Genomic DNA, 24288 nt, shown 5'->3' with positions numbered 1-24288 from the left:
TTAGAAAAAAACAATCTCCGGCAGGTAGCCTGCCGGAGATTGTCTTTTATTTTATACTTTTTGATACCCTGTTTGCAAAGCTAATTTGTTCATTTCCTCAGTACCTTTAGGAACGCGGGCAAGCACGGCTTTTTCCATAGCCTCGAGACTAACAACGCCCGTAAGTTTGGCGATTGTTCCTAATGCAACAATATTGGCGAACAGTTCCCGGCCACATGTCTCTTTCGCTAATAAGGTAATGGGAACTGTATGGACATTTTTAAACCGCTGCGGTATTTCCCGGACAAGTGTGCTATCCACAATGAGCAATCCTTCATCCTGTAAATCTGCACCATATTTATTCAGTGCTTCCTGGGTCATAGCCAGCAGCAGATTGGGTTTGGTTACTTTGGGATAATAAATGCGTTTATCGCTGATGATAACCTCGGATTTACTAGAACCACCACGGGCTTCCGGTCCATAAGACTGGGACTGTATCGCTTCTTTACCTTCGTCAATGGCTGCCTCGGCAAGGATGATGCCGGCAAGAATTAAGCCTTGTCCGCCTGAGCCGCTTAATCTGATTTCCATCATATTAACGCCCCCCTCCCATCGCCTGTTTGATGACCTTGGCATATTCAGTAACATATTCAGGGGCAGCTTCCTCATGCAACAGGCCAATGAGGATTTTACCGGCCACTTGTTCAGGTGGAAGCTTAGCGGCAGCTTCTACGGAAATCGTATTGTCACGCTGCCAGGCTAGGAGAGCGGCAGGTTTTGCCAGCTTGTTTTGTCTGCCAAAAGAAATTGGGCAGCCTGTCATTGCTTCTACAACCGAAAACCCTTCATGTAAGATGGCCTTGGCAACAAGCTCGGACAGCTGTTTGGCGTGATAGGTGGTTGACCTGGCAACAAAAGTAGCGCCTGCGCCTTTAGCCAGTTGAGCTAAATCAAAGGCCCGGTCAACATTACCATACGGTGCCGTGGTAGCTTTAGCCATATGGGGCGTTAATGGTGAATATTGTCCGCCAGTCATGCCATAAATATTGTTATTATATACAATAAGCGTAATATCGATATTCCGTCTGGCCGCATGGATGAAATGGTTGCCCCCAATAGCAGTTGCATCGCCATCGCCGCTGATAACGATAACTTTGTGATCAGGTTTAGCCAGCTTAATCCCGGTAGCAAATGGCAGCGCCCGGCCATGAGCGGTGTGCAGCGTATCAAAGTGCAGGTAACCGGGTGCCCGCGATGAACAGCCGATACCTGAAACGATCGTTGTTTTATCCTGATCAAGCCCAAGCTTATCAATTGCCTTGACAATGGCGGCTGTTACAATACCATTGCCACAGCCAGGACACCACATATGCGGCAGTTTGGGACGATAATATTTTTTTAATAATTCTTCCATGGTTGTTCCCTCCTTAGTTGGCATTTTCCTCTTTAATAACGGCTAACATTTCAGCAGGTGAGATTGGCTCGTTATTCCATTTGGCTAACGATACAACCTTGGCCTGACCGGCAACAATCCGCTCTACCTCACCAACATATTGTCCATAGTTAAGTTCGGCCACAATGATAGTTTTAGCCTTTTTTGCCAAAGCTTTAAGTTGTTTTTCGGGCGACGGCCAAATGGTAATCGGCCGGAACAAGCCTGCCTTAATCCCCTGCTGACGCGCCATTTCAATGGCAGCATAGGCTGTACGGGCAGTGCCGCCAAAAGCCACCACGACAATGTTGGCATCGTCAAGATTCTGTTCTTCAAAAGTAACAATATCATCAACATGATCATTGATTTTGGTATGCAGTCTGGCAATCAATTCGTGAGAGGTGCTGTTAGCGCCACTAGGAAAACCGGTATAATCATGAGCCAGTCCGGTAACATGGAAGCGGTAACCATCACCATAGGCCGGCATCGGTGGTACACCGTCAGCCTCTGGCTTGTAGGGAAGAAACTCGCCTGGCGGCAAGGTAGGTTTTTTGCGGTTGACAATTTTCAGACTAGCTTGGTCGGGAATCTCGATTTTTTCCCGCATATGGCCTACAATTTCATCAAGCAGCAGTACCACTGGTGTACGGTATTGCTCGGCAAGATTAAATGCTTCTACTGTCAGCGTGTAGCATTCCGGCACACTGGACGGACTGAGCGCAATAACACCCCGGTCGCCGTGGGACCCCCAGCGAGCCTGCATGATGTCGGCCTGGGCCGGTGAAGTCGGCTGACCTGTACTGGGACCAACCCGCTGCACATTGACAATGACACAAGGAACCTCAGCCATTGATGCATAGCCGATTAATTCTTGTTTTAAAGAAAATCCTGGACCACTAGTAGCCGTTAGTGACTTAACTCCGGTTAATGCTGCGCCAATAGTAGCTGCCATACCGGCAATTTCGTCTTCCATCTGGATAAAGGTACCGCCAACCTGCGGTAACCGTTTGGCCAACAACTCGGCCACCTCAGTAGATGGTGTTATCGGATAGCCGGCAAAAAACCTGGCTCCAGCGGCAAGCGCGCCTTCTGCACAAGCACTATTTCCCTGCATAAGTAATGCTTTTGCCATAAGTACATTCCTCCGTTCGTTATCAATTATTTATCTGTAGTTAGATAGATAGCATAATCAGGGCATCTGAGTTGACATTGCCCACAAGCAACACAATCGTCAGGTGTGCTAACGACAATCTTGCCAAGTTCATCAAGCTTTAATACCTTTTTGGGGCATAGCTCAACACATATTCCACAACCTTTACAATATTTGGGCACAGTTTTTAGCATTTTGGTTCCTCCAATATAATAATTTCTGACAAACAGCAATTAGGCATTAAATAGCTTGCCAGGATTTAATAACCCTTGCGGGTCAATAACTTTTTTGATGGTTTTGCCAACAGCGAACCCTGTTTCCCCTGTCTCCCATTGTAAGAATGGGGCTTTCATATAACCAATGCCATGTTCGCCTGACAGCGTGCCACCAAGTTCTAAAGCAACCTTGAACAACTCCGCTACCGCTTGTTCTACCCGCTCCATTTCTTCGTGGTCATGCTTATTGCTTAAAATATTGGGATGAAGATTACCGTCACCGGCATGACCAAAAATAACCATCTTCAAGTTGTATTTCCGGGCTATCTCCCGCAGACAACGAACCATGGTCGGAATCTGGCTTCGCGGCACAGTGGCATCTTCGGAAATTTTCGTCGGATTTAACTTGCCACAGGCTGGAGAAATAGCCCGCCGGGCCTGCCACAACTTGTCAATGTCTTCCGGCGTGGAAGCGGTCTGAATCTCGGTCGCGCCGCATTGCTGGCACACCTTAATGACATGTTCAGCCTGTTTGATGATGGCCTTCGCACTACCATCAACTTCAATTAAAAGAATGGCTTCCGCGCTCACCGGCAGCCCAACCTTAAGATAATCCTCTACCGCGCGAATTGTCAGATTATCCATAATCTCCAACGTAGTTGGTATAGTCCCTGAGGCAATCATCTCACTTACTGTGCGGGCAGCATCATCCAGGCTGGTGAAAACAGCCAGCAGGGTTTGTTTGGCACTTGGTTTGTCAACAAGCTTCAGATAAATTTTAGTTATAATACCCAAAGTTCCTTCCGAGCCAACAAGCAGCATTCCCCAATCCGGACCGGCCATCTCGCTGTCAAATTTATTGCCTAATTCGACTACACTGCCGTCAGGCAAGACTACTTCCATCCCCAACACATAGTCCCGGGTAATGCCATACTTAACCCCGCGGGGTCCGCCAGCACATTCAGCAATATTGCCACCGATGGTTGAGGTCTTAGCACTGGCCGGATCAGGCGGATAAAAGAGACCGGCCTGGGTTACGGCATTTACAAAATCCTGGGTAATCACCCCGGTCTCAACTACAGCCACCCGGTTTGCCGTATCAATATCAATAATCTTGTTAAGCCGGGTTAGGACAAGACTAATTCCACCTTTCACCGGAACTGCCCCACCAGATAAGCCGGTGGCTGCTCCTCTGGCCGTTATCGGCACATTATATCTCCCGGCTAACTTGACAATAGCTGCAATTTCGGCCACGTTACCTGGTTTAACGACTACATCAGGGAGAAAGTCCCGGAAGGTGGCGTCAAATGAGTAACAGATTCGATCTTCCAGCTGGTCCATAACATATTGAGCGCCGACCAAACGTCTTAGCTCAATAATCACTTGTTGCTGCATCCTCTCGCCTCCTAATCCAGGCCATAAGCCTTAGCAATAATTTCGGCAGTATGCACTACTTTCATGTGGCTGCCCCGCTGACCTAAGCCGTCAGTAATATGCATTCGACATGCCGAACAGCCTGTTGCCAGAATTGTGGCCCCGGTCCCTTCAGCGTTGTCTAGTTTCCAATCATTGATAGTACGGGAAACATCATAGTGAGCCATGCTGAAAGTACCACCTGCACCACAGCATTTGGCAGCATCCTTCATTTCCACATAGTTTACACCTGGAATGGCCTGCAGTAGCTGCCGTGGTTCCTTTGACACCCCCATACCTCTAACAAGATGACAAGGGTCATGGTAAGTAATTTTAGCTCTTACCTCCCGTAAATCCTGCTTGATTCCTCTAGAAACAACAAACTCTGTTATATCTTTTATTTTCTTCGACAGTTCTTCCCATAATTGTTTTACTTCCGGATCTTCAATTATCGCACCATACTCGTGCTTTAAAGCCGCACCGCAGGACGCACATCCGGTGATGATATTTTCATATTTTCCGGCAGCTAGCAACTTAACATTTTCTTCGGCCAAATACCGTCCTACCCGATAGTCGCCAGAGGTAAAGGCCGGTGTACCGCAGCAGCTTTGTTTAGCAGGAATAATCACCTCGACATCATGGGCCTTAAGAATTTTGACAATGGCTTCACCTGCGTCGGGATAGACATAATTAAGCATACAGCCTGTATAAAACGCCACTCTGGCCTTAGGTGAAGCTACCTTATTGATTTCCGGTAACCGGCTTCGTAAGGGCGTGGTAGCTAAAGGGGGGATGATTCGCCGCTGTCCAAGTCCGGCACCAGGCAAAGGAATCCGTGCCAACTTGCCCCGGCCATCAGGAGCGTCTTTAAAAATAATACCCTGGAATAACGAACCCATTTTGAGTCCCAGATCAAATAGCTTGCGGTAGGTCAGACCGGTAAATGCCAGTTTTTTCGCCAGTGGCAGACCATTTTGGGCAGCCAACGCTCTCCTGGCGCTTAAGAATAGTTCGTCTGTTTTTACGCCTGACGGACATCCTGCGGCACACGCCTTACACAGTAAGCATTTGGACATTCGGGCTTGTAGTTCCGGAGTTAGCGTCAGTTTCCCTTCACTAACAGCTTCTAATAGTTTAACCTTGCCTCTGGCTGTAGTATTTTCATTATCTGCGGCTTGAAATACCGGACAGACAGAGCGGCACGTGCCGCAACGAATACACTTCACCAGTTGTTGTTGCCATTCTTCGTACTTGTGCTCCATTATTGGACCTCCTGTAACATCAGGCGGTTTAATATCTGTTTTGGGTCAAATGCAATTTTTGCCCGCTGTTCAAGTTCTGCTAGGATACCGCTTGGGCCCTTGCCGGTAAGACGGTCATATTTGCCGGTAGAGATACCGCCAGAGTGTTTAACCGCTGTAACAACTGCCTCAATAAAAGCATTGTCTGGCCGAGCCGCTGCAAAAGCAATATTGAGCTTGCCTTCTGACACCTGACCAAACATACCGGCTTGAACTCCACTGCTGTCAGTTATATCGTAAAATGCTTTAATAAATTCTGCCTGCCGGGTAAAAGCGAGTTTATATTCATCTGTTAACACATACTTGTCTGAAGAGCGATAGAGCTCGCCCCACTTGGCCGGCATTTGCCCGCCCCCCTCATAGGACTCCCGGATTGTCCCGCGATACTTCTTGCTAAGGTTTATTGCCCTATGCTGTTGTTCTTCTGCGTCTTCCTGCACGCCATCAAACTCCAGCATCACAAGCTGCCCTTGCAGATCATTTTGAAATATAGCTTGCACCTTGCGGTCAACCCACAGTAAGTAGGCAGGAACCATTTGGCTTTCCTTCAGTTCTTTGACAAAACCCAGCATTTCCTCCACGCCGGCAAAGGTAATCGACATACCTTTACGCGTCTCAGGTAAGGGCAGCAGTTTCAGCAGAAACGCAACCGTTATGCCATAATCGGTATATGGGGCATTAAAAAAACGGGTGGAATCATAACCAGTAACATTCTTGACGGTTTTTCCACCTGTTTTCAATAATTCACCTGTCGGCAGCACAACCTCTGAGCCCATCAGGAAATGCTTGGCACTCCCGTACTTTAGGCTGGATAGGTTAGAACAGCCTTCATAAAATAATTGTCCCACTGTTTTATCCTGGTAAAATGGGGTGTCAGCAGGCAAAAAACGCAGACCTTGCTCGGCTAACCTGCCGGCCAGTATGCCTAATTTGACACCTGGTCTGACAGTTGCGACAAGGTTAGCTGCATCAATTTCTAAAATTTCATCTAGCTTTGACAAGTCGATGGTTATTCCTTCCGGCTTACCTTGCCTGTAAACATATAGCAGGCTTCCCGTATCAGATGCCGTCCGTAACACGAGCTGCAGTTCCTCAACAGACTGAGGATATACTGATTGACTCACGTGAATACCTCCTTTAAGAGCTATTTCTATACGCTGTAAGTACTCCAGGTGAGTTATTTTCACAAGACAGCCGTACCTTTCGGTACGGCTGCTTTGTTATTAGACTATAAGTTCCATTGCCGAAATTCCGTCTGATAATGCTGCTATATTTTTACAAAACGCACCCGTAAAATACCTTCCACACCACCGAGGAAATCCAAAGTCTCTTGGGAAACCACGGAATCAACAGCCAGCACCATCATGGCTTGTTGTTCAGTAAGCTTGCGGCCAAGCTGCATTGTGGCAATATTGACTTTGGCAACCCCCAATAAGGTTCCCATTTGTCCGACAACACCTGGTTTATCATGGTTTTCGGCCACCACCATATAAGGGGTGGGATTAACATCAAATTCGTAGCCATTGATTTCAAGAATTCGCAGTTCCCCTTTGCCAAAGGTGGTGCCGCTAATAGTAAACTCTTTATCCTTGGATATAACCTTAAGCGTAATCAATGTCAGGTAATTCTTGACGGTAGATTCTTTGCTTTCGGTTACAATAACGCCCCGGCTGTCTGCAATGACATTGGCATTTACATAATTTATCCGTTCTTTAAGTACAGGCTCAAACAGACCTTTCAATATGGCAAGTGTGATAACCGAGGTTTCCAGTGCCGCTACTTCTCCCCGATACAAAATCTCTACTTTTTCAATGGCTTCTCTTTCCAGCTGATAGTACATCTTGCCCAGTGTCTCACCTAATTTTAAATACGCTTTTACAGTATCAAATTCCTGCATCGGCAAGGTAGGAAGATTGACAGCATTGGGTACTATTTCTCCCCGCAGTGCGGAGATTACCTCTTGCGCCACAGTAATGCCAACATTATCTTGCGCCTCCACCGTGTCAGCGCCAGCGTGAGGCGTTACAATGACATTGTCAAGATCAAGCAGCGGGGAAGTGGCATGAGGTTCTCCCTCTAGCACATCAATTCCGGCCCGTTTGACGATCTTTTCTTTCATGGCTTCGATGAGTGCTTCCTCGTTCACAATTCCGGCCCGGGCACAATTGATAACAGTCAGCCCTTTTTTGGCGGCTTTAAATTGTTCTTTGCCAATTATACCATATGTCTCTTCCGTTTTAGGAGTATGCACAGTAAGGATATCGCACTGCGCCATCAGTTCTTCCAGTTTTTCTTTCTTCTCTACACCATATTTTTTAAAGCGGGCATCACTGATATACGGGTCATAGGCAATAATATTCATTCCAAACGACTTCATTCGCGTTGCGACCAGAGAGCCAATCCGTCCCAAGCCCACAATACCTACTGTTTTACCCTGAAGTTCCATACCTTTCAGACCGGCACGATCCCACACCCGCTCTTTAAGGCGGCTATGGAGCTGCGGAATGTTGCGGCAAGTTGCAAATATCAGACCAATAGTAAGTTCGGCCGCCGACACAACATTTGATTCAGGGGTATTAACAACGACAATGCCGCGTTTGGTAGCTCCCTCCATTTCAATATTATCGACACCATTACCCGCACGTCCCACCACTTTTAACCTGGGAGCGTGTTGATATAATTCTTCATTGACTTTGGTGTTGCTTCTAACAATAAGGCCGTCATATTCACCAATAATTTGCAAAAGTTCCTGCCGCGAGAGGTTTGCCTTTACATCAACGCTCACACCTTCTTGCGTAAGTTTTTCAATACCCTTTTGTGCAATCTGTTCAGAAACTAATACTTTCATAATCTTACCTCCATTTTTATACTCTGCCCTTGGGACCTGTTGTTGCATTAGTTAGATAAAAAACTCACCCCATGAACATTGGGGCGAGCTTTTTAACCCGCGTTGCCACCCAGCTTAGACCGTGGAAACAATATAGGTGTACCATAAGCGAAAATAAAAAAGTTCTCCATCCCTCCAGGGACGAGAACTATTCCCGCGTTGCCACCCATGTTGCCTTTCGGCCAACTTTAGCCGCTATATTGGGCGGATCCCATTCTGATTCTTCACCAGTCACTCCCAGGCGGAACCTTCCTGTTCGGTGGACCGGCTCGCACCAACCGCCGTCTCTCTGAGCACCTTACATTTGGCTTCCTGTTCATCATGTTGAATATTACGTTGAAATGATTATACCGTGTGTGAAACTGTAAGTCAAGTGTATTTTTCACAAGGGCATTCTTCCGTAAGACTATCCTTGTCTCCCTTGTCTTTTACAAGCATTATCTTTCCTGATAACGATCAAGCCTTTTTTCATCCAAAATAATAATCTGCTGCTCAGCAAAGTCAATAACTTTATCTTTTTTCATAGAACTCAGTACCCGGCTCACAGTCTCGCGGGTTGTTCCCACCAAATTAGCTAAATCCTGACGCGTCATATCAACAGCAATCTGAACACCACCAGCAACTGGCTGACCATACTGCTGAGATAAGCGAACAAGAATTTGGGCGGTACGGGAAAGGGTATCTGACAGCGCTAAGGTTTTTATCTTTCTTTGCGCATCAATTAGCTTTCTGCTCATCACCCGGATAATATGCAGTGCAATACGGCTATTTTGGGTCACTACGTTTTCCAGGTCATTATTTTTTATCATGCCGATAACAGAGTCCTCGATAGCAACTGAAGTAGCGGGATAGGAGCCGTGGTTAAATAGCAGTACTTCAGCAAAAACCTCCCCTGGTCCCAGAATATTAATAATATGTTCTCTGCCATCCTGCGATATCTGGACAATCTTGACCTTCCCGCTTTTAATATAGTGAAATCCCTCACCTTGCTCGCCTTCCATAAAAATAATCATATTTTTCTTGTAGCGCCGCTCAATAGTAACTTCCGCTATGGCCGCCAAATCATTTGGCGGCAATTCCTCAAAAATCGATATATTTCTCAAATATTCCAACTCCGGCACGTAAATCTCTCCTCTCGCATCTCCAAAGCATTCCACTCACATTTATCCGGTGACCAAGTTGCTTAAAGACTCACTTATAGTTATTATATATGAAAAAGTCCAGCTCGCAAGCTGGACTTTTATCACATCAGGCAAAACTATTACTCACCTGAACTAATGGCGCCTACCGGACAAACTTCTGCACAAGAACCGCAGTCAACGCAAATATCCGGATCAATTTCATACTGATCATCGCCTTCTGAAATAGCGTCTACCGGGCAAACCGGCGCGCAGGCACCGCATTTGACACATTCGGAACTAATTTTATAGGCCATATTTTTCCCTCCTTTTATTTGCGGCCGTCTTACCACGGCCTACATTAATTATACTTTACAACAATCCGGTGAGTCTGTGACAAAAATCATAGATTGGTTATTGCCTGCTTACCTAATAGTATCTACAACTTGGCCTGTTTTTAGGAAACTGCAAGCAAGGAAATTGTTGCATTTTATGATCTAATTAAATATCGAAAAACAAGCGTTTTATGATAAGTTCACAGCACAACCAGCCCGCTGCGGCGGGGTATTTAATAATACTACTCATGGTTTTTGGCGCTGTCGTTTAATTGACATCATAATAAATTTGCGGGCCTCGACCCGGTTAATGGCTTTGCGAGTTTCCATATCACGGTCAGCCCTCTCCCAGACTGACGTAAGGCTTTCCCCCTGCTTGGCCGCAGCAACTCCGGTGGTTATACTCAGTGGCAGCTCCGGTTGACGTAAATTATGAAGATCAATATAGTATTTGATATCTTTTTTGAAATCCTCAAACACCTCTGTCGAAACATTGGTAAGCAACGCAGCAAAGCGGTCACCGTCGATACGGGCGGCTGTACAGGCAGGACCGGCAACTGTTTTGAGAATGTCAGCAGCCACATTAATAAGAGTATCACCCGCCAGGTTGCCTAAAAAATCATTAATTACCTTCATCCCGTCAATACTAAGTACAATAATCGCACTATCAGGCTGCTCTTGTTGGGCAGCTATTTTTTTCTCAAATGCAGCTTGGGTGTATAAGCCTGTCAGATCATCAATAGCCGGCAAATTTGGCGTAAGCTCTGGTACTGGTTCTTGTCCTTCACTGGGAATCGCCTTCAAGGATACAGCCGGCATCGACCTTCGCTCTACTTCCGGTTTTGGCTCCAGCTCTGATACAGGTACTGCTATTTTCTCAGGCTCCTGGGAAATAACAGGAACTTTTTTAGTTGCGGACTCTCTTCCTGTTCCTTTGTAGGCTGCGACCGCCCGCACTCTGTCAATCATCGCAGCCGGTGCCGCCTCAACTATTTCCGCAGCATTTATCTCGGCTATTTTTTTGACAGCAGCAGTTTCTACTGTTGTAGCCTCTACAGGCTTTTCTTTCGTGGCAGGTATCGGCTCAGCCCTGTCAGCAGCAATTATCTCCGTTATTTTTCGGACGGCAATGGTTTCCGGAGTCTCCACGGCTGTTGCATCTGCAAACTTTTTTCTTATTGCCGCCGGTTCTTGGTCCCCGGCACGCGACGGTCTTGGCCTATTAACAGGCGCTTTACCTATTGACCGTTTATTGCTGGCAACCGGCTGGTGGTGGCGCAGCAAGTAGACCAACAGTAATAGTGGTATGACTCCTAAGAAATATACTCCTCCCAGCCATGCCAGCCAGCGGCCAATCTCCTGCTGCTCACCGCCACCAGCAGGTACCAGCTTCTCGATCACTGCCGTAATTGTCTCCTGGGGAATAACGCCATAAATGACACCGATTACCGCTCCACTAGCAGTAACAGGCACAGCTACCACGATAACTTCTTCGTCCAGTTGCCAGTCAGCACCTGATACCCGGCCTGTAAATTCCCGCCCGGCAATCGCTTCCGCAAAAAAGCTTCGACTAGAGATATCGCGACCACTACTGCCACTGGTATCAACCTTAATTCTCCCATCATTCCCCGCATAACCAAGGGCCCTAAACTCAGCAGTAAGAAAACTGCGAAATTCGTTATTCACAATCTCCGGCTCATCAACAGTACGTGCACTCAGTTTTGCAATACCTCTCACATAAGCTGCTTGACTTGACAGCCAGGCATTTTCAGCCTCAGCTCTACGGTTGATAAGATTTTTAATCTGTACCTGACTACTGTCTTGTGTCTGTTGCCTTTCCACATAAGCAATTTCAGCAATAAAAATTAACGGTAGCAGTATAGCTGCAACTACCAGATACTTTATGTACTTACCTGTTGTACCTATTTTTAGCATATTACTCCCCCTTGGATGGTGCCTCCGCTAGCTTACTCTTACTCCCCGGATATGTGCTATCGTCTTGATAATGTGTTCACATCTGGCTTGACCATGGGGATACTTGTCCTGATACATATGGCTGTCTGCATAGCAAATAGCTCCCGTATTTGAATTTGTTCAGTCATTATTGCTTTATCATTTTTGATACCACTACCTAATATCCTGCCAAGATTACTTCTAATTCCTCCCGACATAGAATATATAAGAATATTGGGAGGTGCATGTAGTATGGCTTTGTTCCGTGCTTATAAAAAATCGTCTAAACCTAAAATTCTTACAACAGCCGACCAGGAATGTCCTACAGAAGTTTGCCCCAATCATCCGGATTTATTGCTGCTACGGGATGCTGCCGCCGACGAGCGTAATGCTATTGCCTTTTACCTGGAAGCCGCACGGGCTTCCTGTTTGCCCTGTTTGTTTCTGGACGTGGCTGAGGATGAAATGAAGCACTTTGTGGAAATTATGCGGGAAATTTCCTGTTTAGACCCCGTACAGGCTCAAATGCTCAGCGACGCGGGTCTTGATATGCTGTTAATGACCCGGCCATTATTTAAACCGAAAACCAAGGCAGCCATCCTCAAAGAAAGTGAAGCCGACGATATCCATATTGACCCACCAGATCGCAAGAAGATGCCGACCGTAATTCTTTTGACCAAAGCCCTCAATGATGAATTCCAGGCTACTAATAAATATCAACGATACATGGAAGCTGCCGAAACGCCTGCCGTTCAACGATTATTCTGTCACCTAATGAACGAGGAAAAAGAACATATTGCCGTATTTACTGCAGCATTATTTGATCTCACCCATGAACCACCGCCACTGGAACACGACTAGTAAGTAAAAGAGGATAGGTTTTTGCCTATCCTTTTTTACTTACCGCCGCGTTGTACCGGCCGATTTCCACTTGGTTCCGGCTTAGTTTTAGCTTTAGCCGGTACTGCTGTTAACATTACCTGGTTGCCCTGGCAAGAAACCTTTATTTGATAATCCACAATTCCCTGCTTGTAAAGATTGAGTTTGAGCTCAAGCAGCGCTTTGCCTACCGACTCTTGGAGCTCTGGTGTAAAGTAGGCGCTGTTAATGTCTGCTGCTGAATCTTGCTTCGCCGGCTTGACCGACAGCCGAACAGGTTTATCATCAATCTCGGTCTCAAAGGTTGGTTGTTCATGCCAGCCTTTAAACATATCGCTGTCACTAAGATTTTTTTGAATTTTGGCCACAACATTTACCTCCTGGAAAACATACCCCTAAATTCTGCAACCACAGCTGCTACGTTATTAAACTACCAAGCATTCATTCTAGTATTTCTTTACTTGCACCAATAAATCCTGCTAAAGAAAACACGACTTTTGTCGAGCCCTTGGCGAGCGCGGAAGTCGATGGTGGCCTTATCCTGATTTTAAGAAAGCTAACCTTTCTGTTAGGGAAAAAACGTAGTGGGAATTCCAGCCATCGCCGAAATTCCCACTACTTATAGCCACCTAATCAATCTTCCTGAATAGTACCATCTGTACCAATTATCACAACACGCCAAGGAATCATCTTGCCGCTCTGCACTAATGCCTCTTTAACGGCATTTTCTAAGCCGCCGCAACAAGGAACCTCCATTCTCACTATAGTAAGGCTTTTGATGTTATGCAATTGCAATATCTCGGTTAGCTTGGCGGCGTAATTGACCTTATCCAGTTTTGGACAACCAATAACAGTAATCTTGTTATGCATAAACTCAGCATGTAAATTTGCATAGGCATAAGCTGCACAATCAGCCGCCACTAGCAGGTGGGCATCATTAAAATAAGAAGCATTTGCTGGTACTAACTGCAATTGGCATGGCCATTGCCGCAACTGGGAACCAGCGGCAACAGGCTCATTCCGGCTAGTTACGGCTGGTTTTTTGAGCTCTTTGGCCATACTTCCCGGGCAGCCGCAGGGCATTTGCGGTGAACTGGCCGGAAGTTTGCCGGCAATATGCTGCTGAACAGCTCCTTCATCAAAGGCAGGTGCTTCTCGCTCAATGATATTGATGGCCCCGCGGGGACAATCAGGCAAACAGGCTCCCAGGCCATCACACAAGTTGTCTGATACCAATTTAGCTTTTCCATCAACCAACTGCAGGGCCGCTTCATGACAAGCGCCAATACAAAGACCACAGCCATCGCACTTCTCTTCATTGATTGTAACAATTTTCCGTAGCATAATTTTTCTCCTCCATAATTTATTTGAACTATATTTTTTATCTCTAAATAGAGGATATACCAAATCCAGCTATTTATCAGTGATTAGAATCACAGAAGCAATTGATTGACCCTATCAAAAAAAGCAGATCTTGTTTGGCAACAAAGAAATGCTTCTTTCTACTCGTACTATTTTGCTATACTTTTCCGGTTATTCACAGACAAGAATACGGAACAATGGTCACAGGACACTGAGCAACATTAACTACACCGTAACTGACGCTGCCAAGTACCCCACCCAGCATCGGATTCATTCCGCGGGATCCCATTATGATCATCCGCACACCATTTGGTGAACAACTGCCTGCTTCGACCGTATCGTCAATCCCTGCTTCTTGGCAAATCTGATCCTTAGCATCACCGATTCTTAGTTTTAGTTCATATGCTACACCTGAGTCTTCCAATATCTTTTTGGCCGACACAATTATCTCTTGGAAAAGTTGTTGCTGATAGTCACGAATGGTATTTTCATTGAAGAATATTTTAGTATGAACAGTATGAAAGCTGGATTGAACATTCAAAACAATAATTTTTTCCTGCAGCGCTTTTGCGATAGTAACAGCCCAATGTAATGCTTCAATGGCATTTTTTGAGCCATCAAAAGGAACAAGAATATCTTTCTTCACAGCAATACCCTCCGTATTATTAGTTTACACCTTAAAGTGATTCGCCACAAAGTAATTCGCCACAGATTATCCATATTCCTTTTTTCAGTGTAAAAGCTACCTCAATTTTCTGTAAATAGCAAGATGAATTCATACATTAACCTAGACTCTTACGAATTGCATTAGAAAGCCCTCCAGGTAAAAAACCTGGAGGGCTGATTAGTCTCTTAAAATATGCCTCATTCTCGCAATTTGCGGTAATCTATCAAATCATCTACTGTGACCACTGGCATATGGTTCTTGTGCGCAAAAGCCACAATTTCCGGTAAGCGCGCCATGGTTCCATCCGGATTTGTCAGTTCGCACAGTACGCCATATGGTTTGAGACCGGCAAGCCGCATTAAGTCAACATTGGCTTCTGTATGTCCCGGTCGTTCTAATACCCCGCCTGGCTTGGCTTTTAAAGGGAAAACATGCCCCGGATGGCGCAGATCCTGGGAACAAGCATTATCAGCAATTGCCGCTTTTATAGTCGCAACCCGGTCAGCAGCTGACACACCCGTGGTAACGCCTGCAGCCGCTTCAATAGAAACGGTAAACGCGGTCTGAAAACTACTTGTATTGTTATCCACCATTAACGGCAATGCTAATGCCTGGGTTTTTTCCTCCGGCAGACACAAACAAACTATACCGCTGCATTCACGAATTAACATCGCCATCTGCTTTGTTGTCAGCGACTCGGCAGCAAAGAAAATATCACCTTCATTTTCCCGCTGTTCGTTATCGGTTACTAACACACCCTGACCATTGCTGAGAGCAGTAAGCGCCCTTGCCACCCGCTCCTCTGCATTGCCAAATTGACTTAACAAATTCTGATTCAAAGTAATGCGCCTCCTAAACTAATAGTAGGACTTACTAAATCAGGGCAATAGACAGACAGCGACTGAACGATAAGGCAATAGAACCTCCGGTTCCTTGTATTGATGCTGACCGCCTTATCCTCTTACGTCCGGACTATACCGTCGGCACTGGCATTTCACCAGTTCTGCTGACCTCTTCCCAAGCAGGAAGAGCGCTCGCGGGCTCCCCGGTAAAAAACCGGGATACCGCCGGTGGGGACTTGCACCCCGCCCTGAGAATAAGTCTCATATCTGTTATTATACTCTTCGACCATTATTTGTCAATATAATCAGTCTTTCAGAATTACTGATTGATGATTTCATGAAACAAACGGACTTCCTCTGGCGACACATTGGAATGCCCCAAATCAGCTCTTACACAATCCTTAATCAGAATTTCGCTATAATTGTTGCAACCGTAGGCTATGCTGGCGCTTACTATTTCTTCGCGCAATGTTTTTGCCGGCTCAATAGCTGCCAGCGGCGTTGCCGGGTCTTTTATTACCGCATCAAGATATACGGCGCGCATTGCATGATGCATCTCGGCAACAATCGACGCATCAAGGATTTTATAGCACGGACTTTGCGGAATGCATATATAAGTTCGGCAGCTTGCCGGTCGCTCATTGTAAACAAGACATCTCGACAATCCATCCAGGTGGCGGCATTTCTTTTTCCCGGCAAGAAGAAATATCTCTAGTTTATTTTGGCCCACGTCAACAAACAGTTTGGGAATTATGCGTTCAAGCTTTCCTTTAGACAGTTTTTTAGCACTAATACTGTCCATATTGATTTTGAATCGGCCTTTACAGCAATGTTGCTTGCAGGTACCGCATGGCAGTGGATTTTCAAGGAAAAATTCATCGACAGCATCGAAAAATTCCTGCACTGTGGCTCTATTGCTTAAGCCACTAATATCTACTTCATTTTCCTTGTTGAAAAATAGTTTCAGTTTGACCATTCCCCTCGCTAATTTTACTTCACACTAACCACAATCACACTATTGCTAATTTCGATCACTTTTACCGGCAACTCAGTCATTCCCGCCAGTTGCTCTGCCAGAACATCCGGCGATCCGGAATAATTAACATCAAACATAGCTGTTCCTTGTTGATAGTCCCGTAAAAAGGCATTGGTAATACCAGTTTGTTGTCTGAGCAAGCGGCCTAATAAATTTACTACCGCATAATCATTAGCTGATACCACCTTAATCTGGAGTCCTTTCTCTGGGTTGGCAGCATATGCCATTAGCTTATCGACAAAAAACTTGCCTGCCGCTTTTCCGGCGTTATTCAGGGATTTTTTGGCTGCTGTAAATTCAGTTATATCAATCCCACCACTATGAAACCCTTGCGCGGCAATAATTTCACCAGTATCAACCTTAATCAGTCTGGCCTCAACCCGTGCCCGGCATGACATCACATTATACCCGGAATCGGCCCCAGCATATTCGGCAAACGCTTCCCCAACAATTAAATAGTCGACTGGCTCATTGGACAGCAGACGAACAGCAGCCAGAGCATCTCCCTGGTTAATAACCGCTTTAATCGCATCCGAGTGGCGGATACGAGCCAGTTGTCCGGGCTCTACCATTCGTCGGAAACCGGCCTCAGCCAATTGGTTTATAATCGCGGTTTCGGCTGCCGGATCTGGGATCGGCCGTACGTAATGCTCAGTAATGACAACACCAATGCGAGGGTCACGCAGACCTACATCAATCAGCTTTAGGCGCTGCAATTTTGTCATCAGATTAGAGTTGGGCTGGGCATCAACAGTTACCCTGGCTTGGACAACAACCTCACCATTTAGCCATTTTTCTGTTAAAACAGAATAATCACTGACAAACCCCTGGGACTTGGTATAGACTTCATCTCTGAGTACCATATAGTTTTGTACTAGTGTTTGTGAATTAACAAGGGTTCCGACCGCTTGTTCCACAGCTTGGCGCAGCGCGTCATGGATTGCCGCCTCACGGGAAATACCACGACCATCAACTACAACTTCCTGTGCGAATACAGCCGAACATTGAACTGCCCAAAACAACGCGGCCACTACAAAAAATCTAAGAAAATTCATCCAATATCCTCCTGCAATAGCTATACCAATAAGTATTGCTAATCCAATGTCAGTGTATCGCGAGAAAACAACAAAAGCAATAAATATTTGCATTTTATTCAGATTACAAGAATAAATTGACTGTCGCATGAAGGATTTTGTTTGAAAAAAATGAAATATAACACAATATAAAACAACATATTACATATTTTGGAGCGTTGGATGAGGAGGCTTTTATGGTACGGAAAGGTATTTTGGGAATCATATTGATTTTGGTTTTTATTACACTGTCTGCGAACATAGCGTCAGCTGGCGCGAATACTTCTAAAAAAATTGGTGTTCTGCCTTTAAAAAATGACAGTCCTTATAATCAATTCGGGGTAATGGCTGCCGAAATGATTACTGCTGATTTGGTAAACTTAAAATCTTGCACTGTGGTCGAGCGAACTGAATTATCACGCGTATTTGCCGAACAAAAGCGCAGCGCCCAAGGCTTCATTGACGAAGCAACTGCTACCGAACTAGGTGGTATTCTGGGCTTGGATTACTTACTGCTTGGATCAGCAAACAGCAATATTACCAAAGAACCAGGGCACTATTATTATAATAAAAAGCACCAACGCAACGAATGGATTGAAGGTACCACAACCTGCAATGTTACCTTAACTCTTAAATTAGTCAATGTAAAGAACGGGCAAATTGCCTGGTCTGATCAAACCGCTATTACTAACTATAACGAAGATATTAACACTGCACTTTCGGAAGCTGCCTATGACTCTGTTAGGAAAATCTATAAATTTATTCCCTTGCAGGGCTACGTGATTAAAGTTGAAGGCGGCCAATATATCATTGACTTGGGTACAAATGACAATGTGTCTACCGGCGACGTCTTGGAAGTCAACGGCGCAAGCAATGCGATCAGACATCCTGTTACCGGTGAACTGATGGTAATGAAAAGGAATATCGGTGAACTGGAAGTTATTGAGGTTTTAGATACTATGTGTGTGACCAGGCTAAAAACTAAAGATGATGGTAAGGAAGTACGGAGCTCTATCCAGTCCGGGGATGCCGTGATCAAAAAATTAAGGAAAAAACCCCGGGGATTTTTAGGCCTTGGCTGGTCGGGAAAACACGTATTTTAACCCCTATTCCTATATCGTAAATAAAAATATATCCCACATAATCAGACACTTTACCAAAGAAAGATGCACTAGCTTGTCAATAAATCACTGGCTAGTGCATCTTTCTTTGGTTACTTATTCTGCCGACCAGCAAGCCTTGCCATAATTTTGTCTGGTGTAACCGGCAGTATAGTGAGATTCGCATTCAACGCATGGTTTATAGCATTTACTGTAGCGGCGGTAATTGGAATAGTCGCAATTTCACCTACACTTTTAGCTCCATATGGACCGTATTCTTCCCCTTTTTCAATTAAGATGACCCGGACAGGCGGCATATCTGGCGCATTAACTAGATGATATTTGCTAAAACGGCTGCCACGGGCGATGCCTGACTTTTCATCGTAATCAATGTCTTCGGCAATTGCCATACCTAATCCCATTTGAATACCGCCGTGAATCTGTCCTTCGACAAAGCCAGTGTTAATCGCCTGACCAATATCATGTACTGCTATAACGTCCACAACCTTAACAAAACCAGTGTAAGTATCTACGGCCACTTCCACGAAATTCACTGCATAGGAACCGGGATTTGCTGGTGCTTGATAGGTGACAGTACAGATAAGCTCGACCTGATTTCTTTGTTGAATCATTGCCGTCATTTGACCATAGCTCATGCTTTTCCCTGAATCGCCGCTATGCCAGATCCTGCCGTCCTCCAGCACTACCTCCGCCTCACTGCACGTAAGAATCTTAGCAGCCTCTTTTATAAACAGACTGCGCAATTCTTCGGCTGCCCGCATAGCGTTAGCACCGCAAACATGAATTACCCGGCTGGCCTGGCAACCGATATCGTACGGACTGACATCGGTATCGGCTTCCGGTGCTTCGATCATATCCATTGAGATGTCCATGACTTCGGCGACGATCTGCTTCATGGCGGTTACCGTACCATTGCCCAAATCATGCAACCCGGCATTAAGCATAATACTACCATCTTCCAGCATTCGAATCGTCATTGTACCAAATTCCTGGTATGCACCGTAATAACCGTTCCCATGGGTAGCACAGGCCATTCCGACCCCTGTTTGCCACCGTCCGCCGCGCTTTGGCTGGCTCCATTTTTCGTTCCAGCCAAATGCCTCCGCCCCTTTGCGCACGCAATCAATAATCCTGGCGTTTCCTAGATTGGGCCCGCCGGCCGGGTCGGCATCATAGGGATGCACTAAGTTTTTCAGGCGAAATTCGACTGGGTCCATTTTCAGCCTTCTTGCCACATTATCCAGATTGATTTCAGCAATTGTTTGAACTTGCGGCGAACCATAGCCCCGCGCAGCACCCGCGATAGTTGTATTGGTGTGAACAGCCCGGGCCTGATACTGCTGGTTAGGAATGCGGTATAGCCTAAACAGCTTTTTAGTCATAGCATAACAAATAGCCCGTCCATTAGAGGTATAAGCTCCCGTGTCAACAATGAGTTGCATATCGCGCGCCAGGATTTTACCGTCAGGTCTTACCGCTGTTTTTACATAACCGATCGTCTTCGTTCTGGTGCGGGTGGCTATAATACTTGCCCACCGGTCAAACTCAATTTTTACCGGCCTGTTCAAATCTTTAGCAAAGTAGGCGCAATACGTTTCAAGCGTTACCTCTTGTTTGCCGCCAAAGGACCCACCAATGGGAGTTTTGATAATTCGAACCTTGTGATACGGCACCCCCAATACCTTAGCCACAATGAGGCGCACCGAATATACAATCTGACAGGGGCTGTATACTGTCATTCTCCCCCGATGGTCTGGTACAGCAATACATACATGGTTTTCCATGGCCGCATGATGAATTTTTGGTGTTTCCACCCGGTCTTCAACCACTGCTCCTGCATTTGTTTTTAGAACAGCTTCGACATCACCGCAGCTAACTTCCATTGTAAAAAACGGATTGCCGCTATCATGAAGGACAACCTGTCCACTAAGTGCGGCCTCTGGATCAATAACAAATGGCAAAATATCGTATTCAACCTTGATAAGATCTGCCGCCGCCAGAGCAGCCTCTCTAGTTTCTGCGACTACCGCTGCTACCGTATCTCCAACATACCGTACTACTTCTGGAAAAAGCTCCTGGTCTTCAACTGCATTCTGTCCGGCAAACCACATTTGCGAATTAAATTTTATCTGGGATGAGTTGTCATGCTGATATATTTTTACAACGCCAGGCACAGCCATGGCCTCAGAAATGTCAATATTTTTGATTCGACCGTGGGGAACCTGGCTAAATACCAGTTGGGCATACAATATTCCATCTACAACCATGTCCCCAGTATATTTTATGCAACCGCTTGCTTTAGCCGCTCCATCCTCAATGGGTATGGACCTGCCAACATATTTGAAATTGCACGCAGGTTTATCGTCCATCTTGCTACCTCCTGACCCTATCGTAATTAAGTATTTTCGCAAGCGTTAAATAATAGTCCGGCCAAATCATAAGCCAGGCCCTTTACGGCTGCCCTTTTGTACGGATGTGAAGCCCGGCCTGTTATCATCTCGTCTACCGTTTCGGCAAGCAGCTGTGATAAATCGGCAGCAAAAGGTTCATCAACCACTCGTTGACTGAAGAATTGCTGCACTGTAAGCGGACATACTGGCGCTTTGCCCAATGCACCCATCGCAGCTTTACCAGCAATTATTTTCCTCTTACTATTGTCATATTCAACCGTGGCCGCCAGGCTAATCTTGGCGATAGTCACCTGTGACCGACTGCCAATTTTCACAAAAGCGCTGCGGTTTCCGGCTGGAGCCGGAATCACAATTTCTGTTATTAACTCTTTATCCTGTAGCCCTGTTAAAGCTTCTACTACTGTCAATACTCTGCTGCCTTGCGGACCCGCAGTGTGGATACTTGCATTGAAGGCCGCCAATACAGGCAGACTGTCGCCGGCCGGGGAAGCACTGGCAATATTGCCGCCAAGCGTTGCCCTGTTTCTTATTTGTACTGAGCCGATTTGGCCTGCAGCCTGTGCCAACGCTTGCACTTTGCTCACGATAATCGGGCTGGCGGCAAGGGCGGCAAAGGTCGTTCCACTACCAATCCTAACCTCGTCGCCACTGTCTCTGATATATTTTAAATCGGCAACTTGCGAGAGGTCTATTACCAGTTCGGCGTTTTCACCCTCACCGTTGTTGATAAAATCAGTACCACCGCTAATAAATGCCGTTTTGGCACTTGTATGTGTCAGCGCCTGTAATACATCATCCAACTTCAAGAAACCTGCAATTTTAAAGCCGGTCATTTAGCTTGGCCCCCATTCAATGCGTCAGCAGCAGCTCTAACTGCTTTTACAATGTTTACATAGCCGGTACAGCGGCAGAGGTTACCAGCAAGAGCTTCTTTAATTTCGGCTTCTGTTGGGTTATTTTTTTTCAAAAGCAATGCCTTGGTACTCATTACCATACCAGGAGTACAATAGCCACACTGGACAGCACCACTATCGACAAAAGCCTGCTGAACCTCATCCAGCCCACCGTTTTGTGCCAATCCCTCAATTGTCAATATCTCGGCATTCCTAGCCTGATACGCCAATACCATGCAGGAATTAACAGCCTCCCCGTTCATGATAACCGTACAGGCGCCGCATTCACCTTCACCGCACCCCTCCTTGGCACCTGTAAGTTTTAGCCTAAGACGTAGTGTATCCAGCAGCCTTTCTTGCGGTTCTAGCTCCAATGTGTGTTTTTTCCCATTTACAGTAAAGTCTATTATCATTATTTCACCTTCTTCAGCTATCACTGATATTCTTAAAATTTTTGTTGAAAAAACAGCCCGGCAATCAAATGTCCTATCTGATTGTCGGGCCATTTCAATAATGGTGGGATTAAGATCCGACGTTGTTTGTTAGCGGTTTGTCTTCACTTTCTTCCGCCTCGCAAAGATGAGCCGGAATATCAATTTTCTCTGCAGTATCGGGATAATAGGTTACGTCATACTTTTTATGGTTGAAGAGTATGACGAAAACAGAATAGCATTGGGCGATAGCATAAAACAGGATAGGTATACCGGCTACGGTAGCAATCATTTTTGTCGCGTCAATACCAGAAATTTTACCACCTGAACCGACGGTTAAGGTAATAAGTGCCATGCCGCCCATAAGCACGCCCCAAACGATTTTCATGTAAGAAGGCGGTTCCGGATCATCCTTAGTGTTCCCGGTGGTGTTCATGGCGGCTACCGTGGTCGTCATAGAGTCGGCCATAGTGCTGAATGAAGTAATGATGGTACCTAACATGACCCAGCTAAGTACAGTCGAAAGCGGCAAATTTTGTAAATAGGCAAAAAGTGAAGCTTCAAGACCGCCCTGCGGCTGAGAAATGATTGTCCAGAGACCCTTGGTCTGCCATTCAAAGAATACAGCTGAACCTCCAAAAATCCAGAACCACACCATGCTGAAAAGCGAAGTAGCAACAAGGTTACACAGAATAAATTCACGGATAGTCCGTCCATAGGCCACCCGAGCAAAGAACATGCCGCTCATCGGTGCATAAGCAAGCCAAATTGCCCAGTAATAAACAGTCCACCAACGCGGCCAGTCAGACTGGTCAATCGGACTAAGAAATAACGATTTTGTGAAAAAGTTCTGTAGAAAATCTCCCAGCGATGCTGTTCCCAACTTTAGAATGAAGGCTGTTGGCCCAAAGAAGAGTACAAACAACAGCAGAAAAATAAAAATACTCGTATTAATTTTTGCCATGATACTAATACCGCGTTTGATGCCGCTAATACTCAGGGTGACGGCGGCAATTGTCGCTATTATAATGACAATCGACCAAATATGCGGTCCGGTGTTAACGCCTGTCAGAATATGAAGACCACTGCCGATTTGCATGGCAAGAACCCCCATAACGGCGGCCACACCACCCACGATGGCGAACAAACACAGATTATCAAGCAAAGTGCCGATAAAACCAAAGGAACGATTTTTGAAAATAGGATACAGTGTTGAACCCTGGGTATAAGGGAGCTTGAGGTTATAATGAACCAACCCTACGGCAAGGCCAGCCAATGTATACATAGCGTATGGTGTCAGCGTCCAATGCAGCGTAGCCGTTGACAGCGAGAATATCGCTGCTTTTTCACTGTAAGGATCAATACCGAGAACTTTAGGCGGTGTACAAAAGTGATAAAGCGGCTCGGCAATACCCCAAAATAAAATACCAATTGCAATACCGCACTTTAACGTAAGTACAAACCAGCTCCAGGTGGAATACTCCGGTTTAGCATCCGGCCCGCCTAGCCTTACATCGCCATAGCGGGTAAACATTAAATAAAAGCAGAACAGCACGGCGCACATGCCAAACAGGTCAAACAGCCAGCCAAGGTTTTGAATCGCGCTTTCAACTAAAGCGTTTTCAGCGTTATAAAATTGCTGTGGAATGGTAATTGCGGCAATAACACAAGCAATAATAATTGCCGTCATCGGACCAAAGATTTCCCAACGAATTTTCTTCTTTCCAGAAATCACGAATTTTTTACCTCCTCATTTGCTCTTCATCATAGTAATTTTCTTATTTTTTCAC

23 protein-coding genes and 1 riboswitch are annotated in these 24288 nt (G+C 45.8%); of the genes, 2 read left to right on the top strand and 21 right to left on the bottom strand.

What is annotated here, in order from left to right:
* Positions 1–51: 51 nt before the first annotated feature.
* The 11 genes from SALPA_RS14060 to SALPA_RS14010 form a co-directional block, all read right to left on the bottom strand.
* Positions 52–573, bottom strand: a complete 522-nt coding sequence (locus SALPA_RS14060) for a 2-oxoacid:acceptor oxidoreductase family protein (protein WP_145095148.1) — start codon at positions 571–573, stop codon at positions 52–54.
* Position 574: 1 nt separating this feature from the next.
* Positions 575–1393, bottom strand: a complete 819-nt coding sequence (locus tag SALPA_RS14055) for a 2-oxoacid:ferredoxin oxidoreductase subunit beta (protein ID WP_145095145.1) — start codon at positions 1391–1393, stop codon at positions 575–577.
* A gap of 13 nt (positions 1394–1406) precedes the next feature.
* Entirely contained in the window at positions 1407–2543 is a 1137-nt protein-coding gene (locus SALPA_RS14050) for a 2-oxoacid:acceptor oxidoreductase subunit alpha (protein WP_145095142.1), read from the bottom strand.
* A 26-nt stretch (positions 2544–2569) separates the two neighbouring features.
* On the bottom strand, positions 2570–2755 hold the full coding sequence (locus tag SALPA_RS14045) for a ferredoxin family protein (RefSeq protein WP_145095139.1): 186 nt from the start codon (positions 2753–2755) through the stop codon (positions 2570–2572).
* 39 nt (positions 2756–2794) lie between these two features.
* A complete protein-coding gene (locus SALPA_RS14040) occupies positions 2795–4171 on the bottom strand; it encodes an FAD-binding oxidoreductase (protein ID WP_145095136.1) in 1377 nt (458 codons plus the stop codon).
* 11 nt (positions 4172–4182) lie between these two features.
* Positions 4183–5451 carry a (Fe-S)-binding protein gene (locus SALPA_RS14035; protein ID WP_145095133.1) on the bottom strand — a complete coding sequence of 423 codons (1269 nt, stop codon included), beginning with the start codon at positions 5449–5451 and terminating at the stop codon, positions 4183–4185.
* Complete coding sequence (locus tag SALPA_RS14030) at positions 5451–6614, bottom strand: FAD-binding oxidoreductase (protein WP_186451071.1); 1164 nt, start codon at positions 6612–6614, stop codon at positions 5451–5453. The genes SALPA_RS14035 and SALPA_RS14030 overlap by 1 nt, the downstream gene beginning before the upstream one ends.
* Before the next feature lie 143 nt (positions 6615–6757).
* On the bottom strand, positions 6758–8338 hold the full coding sequence (gene serA / locus SALPA_RS14025; RefSeq protein WP_145095127.1) for a phosphoglycerate dehydrogenase: 1581 nt from the start codon (positions 8336–8338) through the stop codon (positions 6758–6760).
* Between the two features lie 476 nt (positions 8339–8814).
* The gene (locus tag SALPA_RS14020; RefSeq protein ID WP_145095124.1) at positions 8815–9498 is read right to left on the bottom strand and encodes a Crp/Fnr family transcriptional regulator; all 684 of its coding nucleotides are present in this window, start codon (positions 9496–9498) and stop codon (positions 8815–8817) included.
* A gap of 140 nt (positions 9499–9638) precedes the next feature.
* The gene (locus SALPA_RS14015) at positions 9639–9812 is read right to left on the bottom strand and encodes a DUF362 domain-containing protein (RefSeq protein ID WP_145095121.1); all 174 of its coding nucleotides are present in this window, start codon (positions 9810–9812) and stop codon (positions 9639–9641) included.
* Positions 9813–10076: 264 nt separating this feature from the next.
* Positions 10077–11765 (bottom strand): sensor domain-containing diguanylate cyclase, encoded by a 1689-nt coding sequence (locus SALPA_RS14010; protein WP_145095118.1) that lies wholly within the window; start codon positions 11763–11765, stop codon positions 10077–10079.
* A 270-nt stretch (positions 11766–12035) separates the two neighbouring features.
* On the opposite strand from SALPA_RS14010, the gene SALPA_RS14005 reads away from it, so the two are divergent.
* The gene (locus SALPA_RS14005; protein ID WP_145095114.1) at positions 12036–12644 is read left to right on the top strand and encodes a ferritin family protein; all 609 of its coding nucleotides are present in this window, start codon (positions 12036–12038) and stop codon (positions 12642–12644) included.
* A gap of 35 nt (positions 12645–12679) precedes the next feature.
* Here SALPA_RS14005 and SALPA_RS14000 read toward each other — a convergent pair whose 3' ends face one another.
* From SALPA_RS14000 to SALPA_RS13975, 6 genes are all read right to left on the bottom strand, one after another.
* Entirely contained in the window at positions 12680–13030 is a 351-nt protein-coding gene (locus tag SALPA_RS14000) for a hypothetical protein (protein ID WP_145095111.1), read from the bottom strand.
* 265 nt (positions 13031–13295) lie between these two features.
* Positions 13296–14006 (bottom strand): ATP-binding protein, encoded by a 711-nt coding sequence (locus tag SALPA_RS13995; protein ID WP_145095108.1) that lies wholly within the window; start codon positions 14004–14006, stop codon positions 13296–13298.
* A 193-nt stretch (positions 14007–14199) separates the two neighbouring features.
* Entirely contained in the window at positions 14200–14670 is a 471-nt protein-coding gene (locus SALPA_RS13990; protein ID WP_145095105.1) for a universal stress protein, read from the bottom strand.
* 218 nt (positions 14671–14888) lie between these two features.
* Positions 14889–15530, bottom strand: a complete 642-nt coding sequence (gene ribB, locus SALPA_RS13985; RefSeq protein ID WP_145095102.1) for a 3,4-dihydroxy-2-butanone-4-phosphate synthase — start codon at positions 15528–15530, stop codon at positions 14889–14891.
* 112 nt (positions 15531–15642) lie between these two features.
* Positions 15643–15793, bottom strand: a riboswitch (FMN riboswitch).
* Between the two features lie 59 nt (positions 15794–15852).
* Complete coding sequence (locus tag SALPA_RS13980) at positions 15853–16509, bottom strand: YkgJ family cysteine cluster protein (protein ID WP_145095099.1); 657 nt, start codon at positions 16507–16509, stop codon at positions 15853–15855.
* A gap of 14 nt (positions 16510–16523) precedes the next feature.
* Positions 16524–17624: a hypothetical protein gene (locus SALPA_RS13975; RefSeq protein ID WP_145095096.1), complete on the bottom strand. Its 1101-nt coding sequence runs from the start codon at positions 17622–17624 to the stop codon at positions 16524–16526.
* Positions 17625–17839: 215 nt separating this feature from the next.
* On the opposite strand from SALPA_RS13975, the gene SALPA_RS13970 reads away from it, so the two are divergent.
* On the top strand, positions 17840–18745 hold the full coding sequence (locus SALPA_RS13970) for a CsgG/HfaB family protein (RefSeq protein ID WP_145095093.1): 906 nt from the start codon (positions 17840–17842) through the stop codon (positions 18743–18745).
* A 110-nt stretch (positions 18746–18855) separates the two neighbouring features.
* Here the strand turns inward: SALPA_RS13970 and SALPA_RS13965 are convergent, their stop codons facing one another.
* The 4 genes from SALPA_RS13965 to SALPA_RS13950 all read right to left on the bottom strand — a co-directional run bounded on the left by SALPA_RS13965 (position 18856) and on the right by SALPA_RS13950 (position 24233).
* Positions 18856–21132, bottom strand: a complete 2277-nt coding sequence (locus tag SALPA_RS13965) for a xanthine dehydrogenase family protein molybdopterin-binding subunit (RefSeq protein WP_145095090.1) — start codon at positions 21130–21132, stop codon at positions 18856–18858.
* A gap of 26 nt (positions 21133–21158) precedes the next feature.
* Positions 21159–22007, bottom strand: coding sequence for a xanthine dehydrogenase family protein subunit M (locus SALPA_RS13960; protein ID WP_145095088.1), 849 nt, complete (start codon positions 22005–22007; stop codon positions 21159–21161).
* On the bottom strand, positions 22004–22480 hold the full coding sequence (locus tag SALPA_RS13955; RefSeq protein WP_145095085.1) for a (2Fe-2S)-binding protein: 477 nt from the start codon (positions 22478–22480) through the stop codon (positions 22004–22006). The genes SALPA_RS13960 and SALPA_RS13955 overlap by 4 nt, the downstream gene beginning before the upstream one ends.
* Before the next feature lie 109 nt (positions 22481–22589).
* Entirely contained in the window at positions 22590–24233 is a 1644-nt protein-coding gene (locus tag SALPA_RS13950) for a BCCT family transporter (RefSeq protein ID WP_145095082.1), read from the bottom strand.
* Positions 24234–24288 lie beyond the last annotated feature (55 nt).

The organism is Sporomusa sp. KB1 (genome assembly GCF_007830295.1).
Taxonomy (GTDB): Bacteria; Bacillota; Negativicutes; order Sporomusales; family Sporomusaceae; genus Sporomusa.
This window is presented reverse-complemented; position numbering and strand designations above follow the sequence as displayed.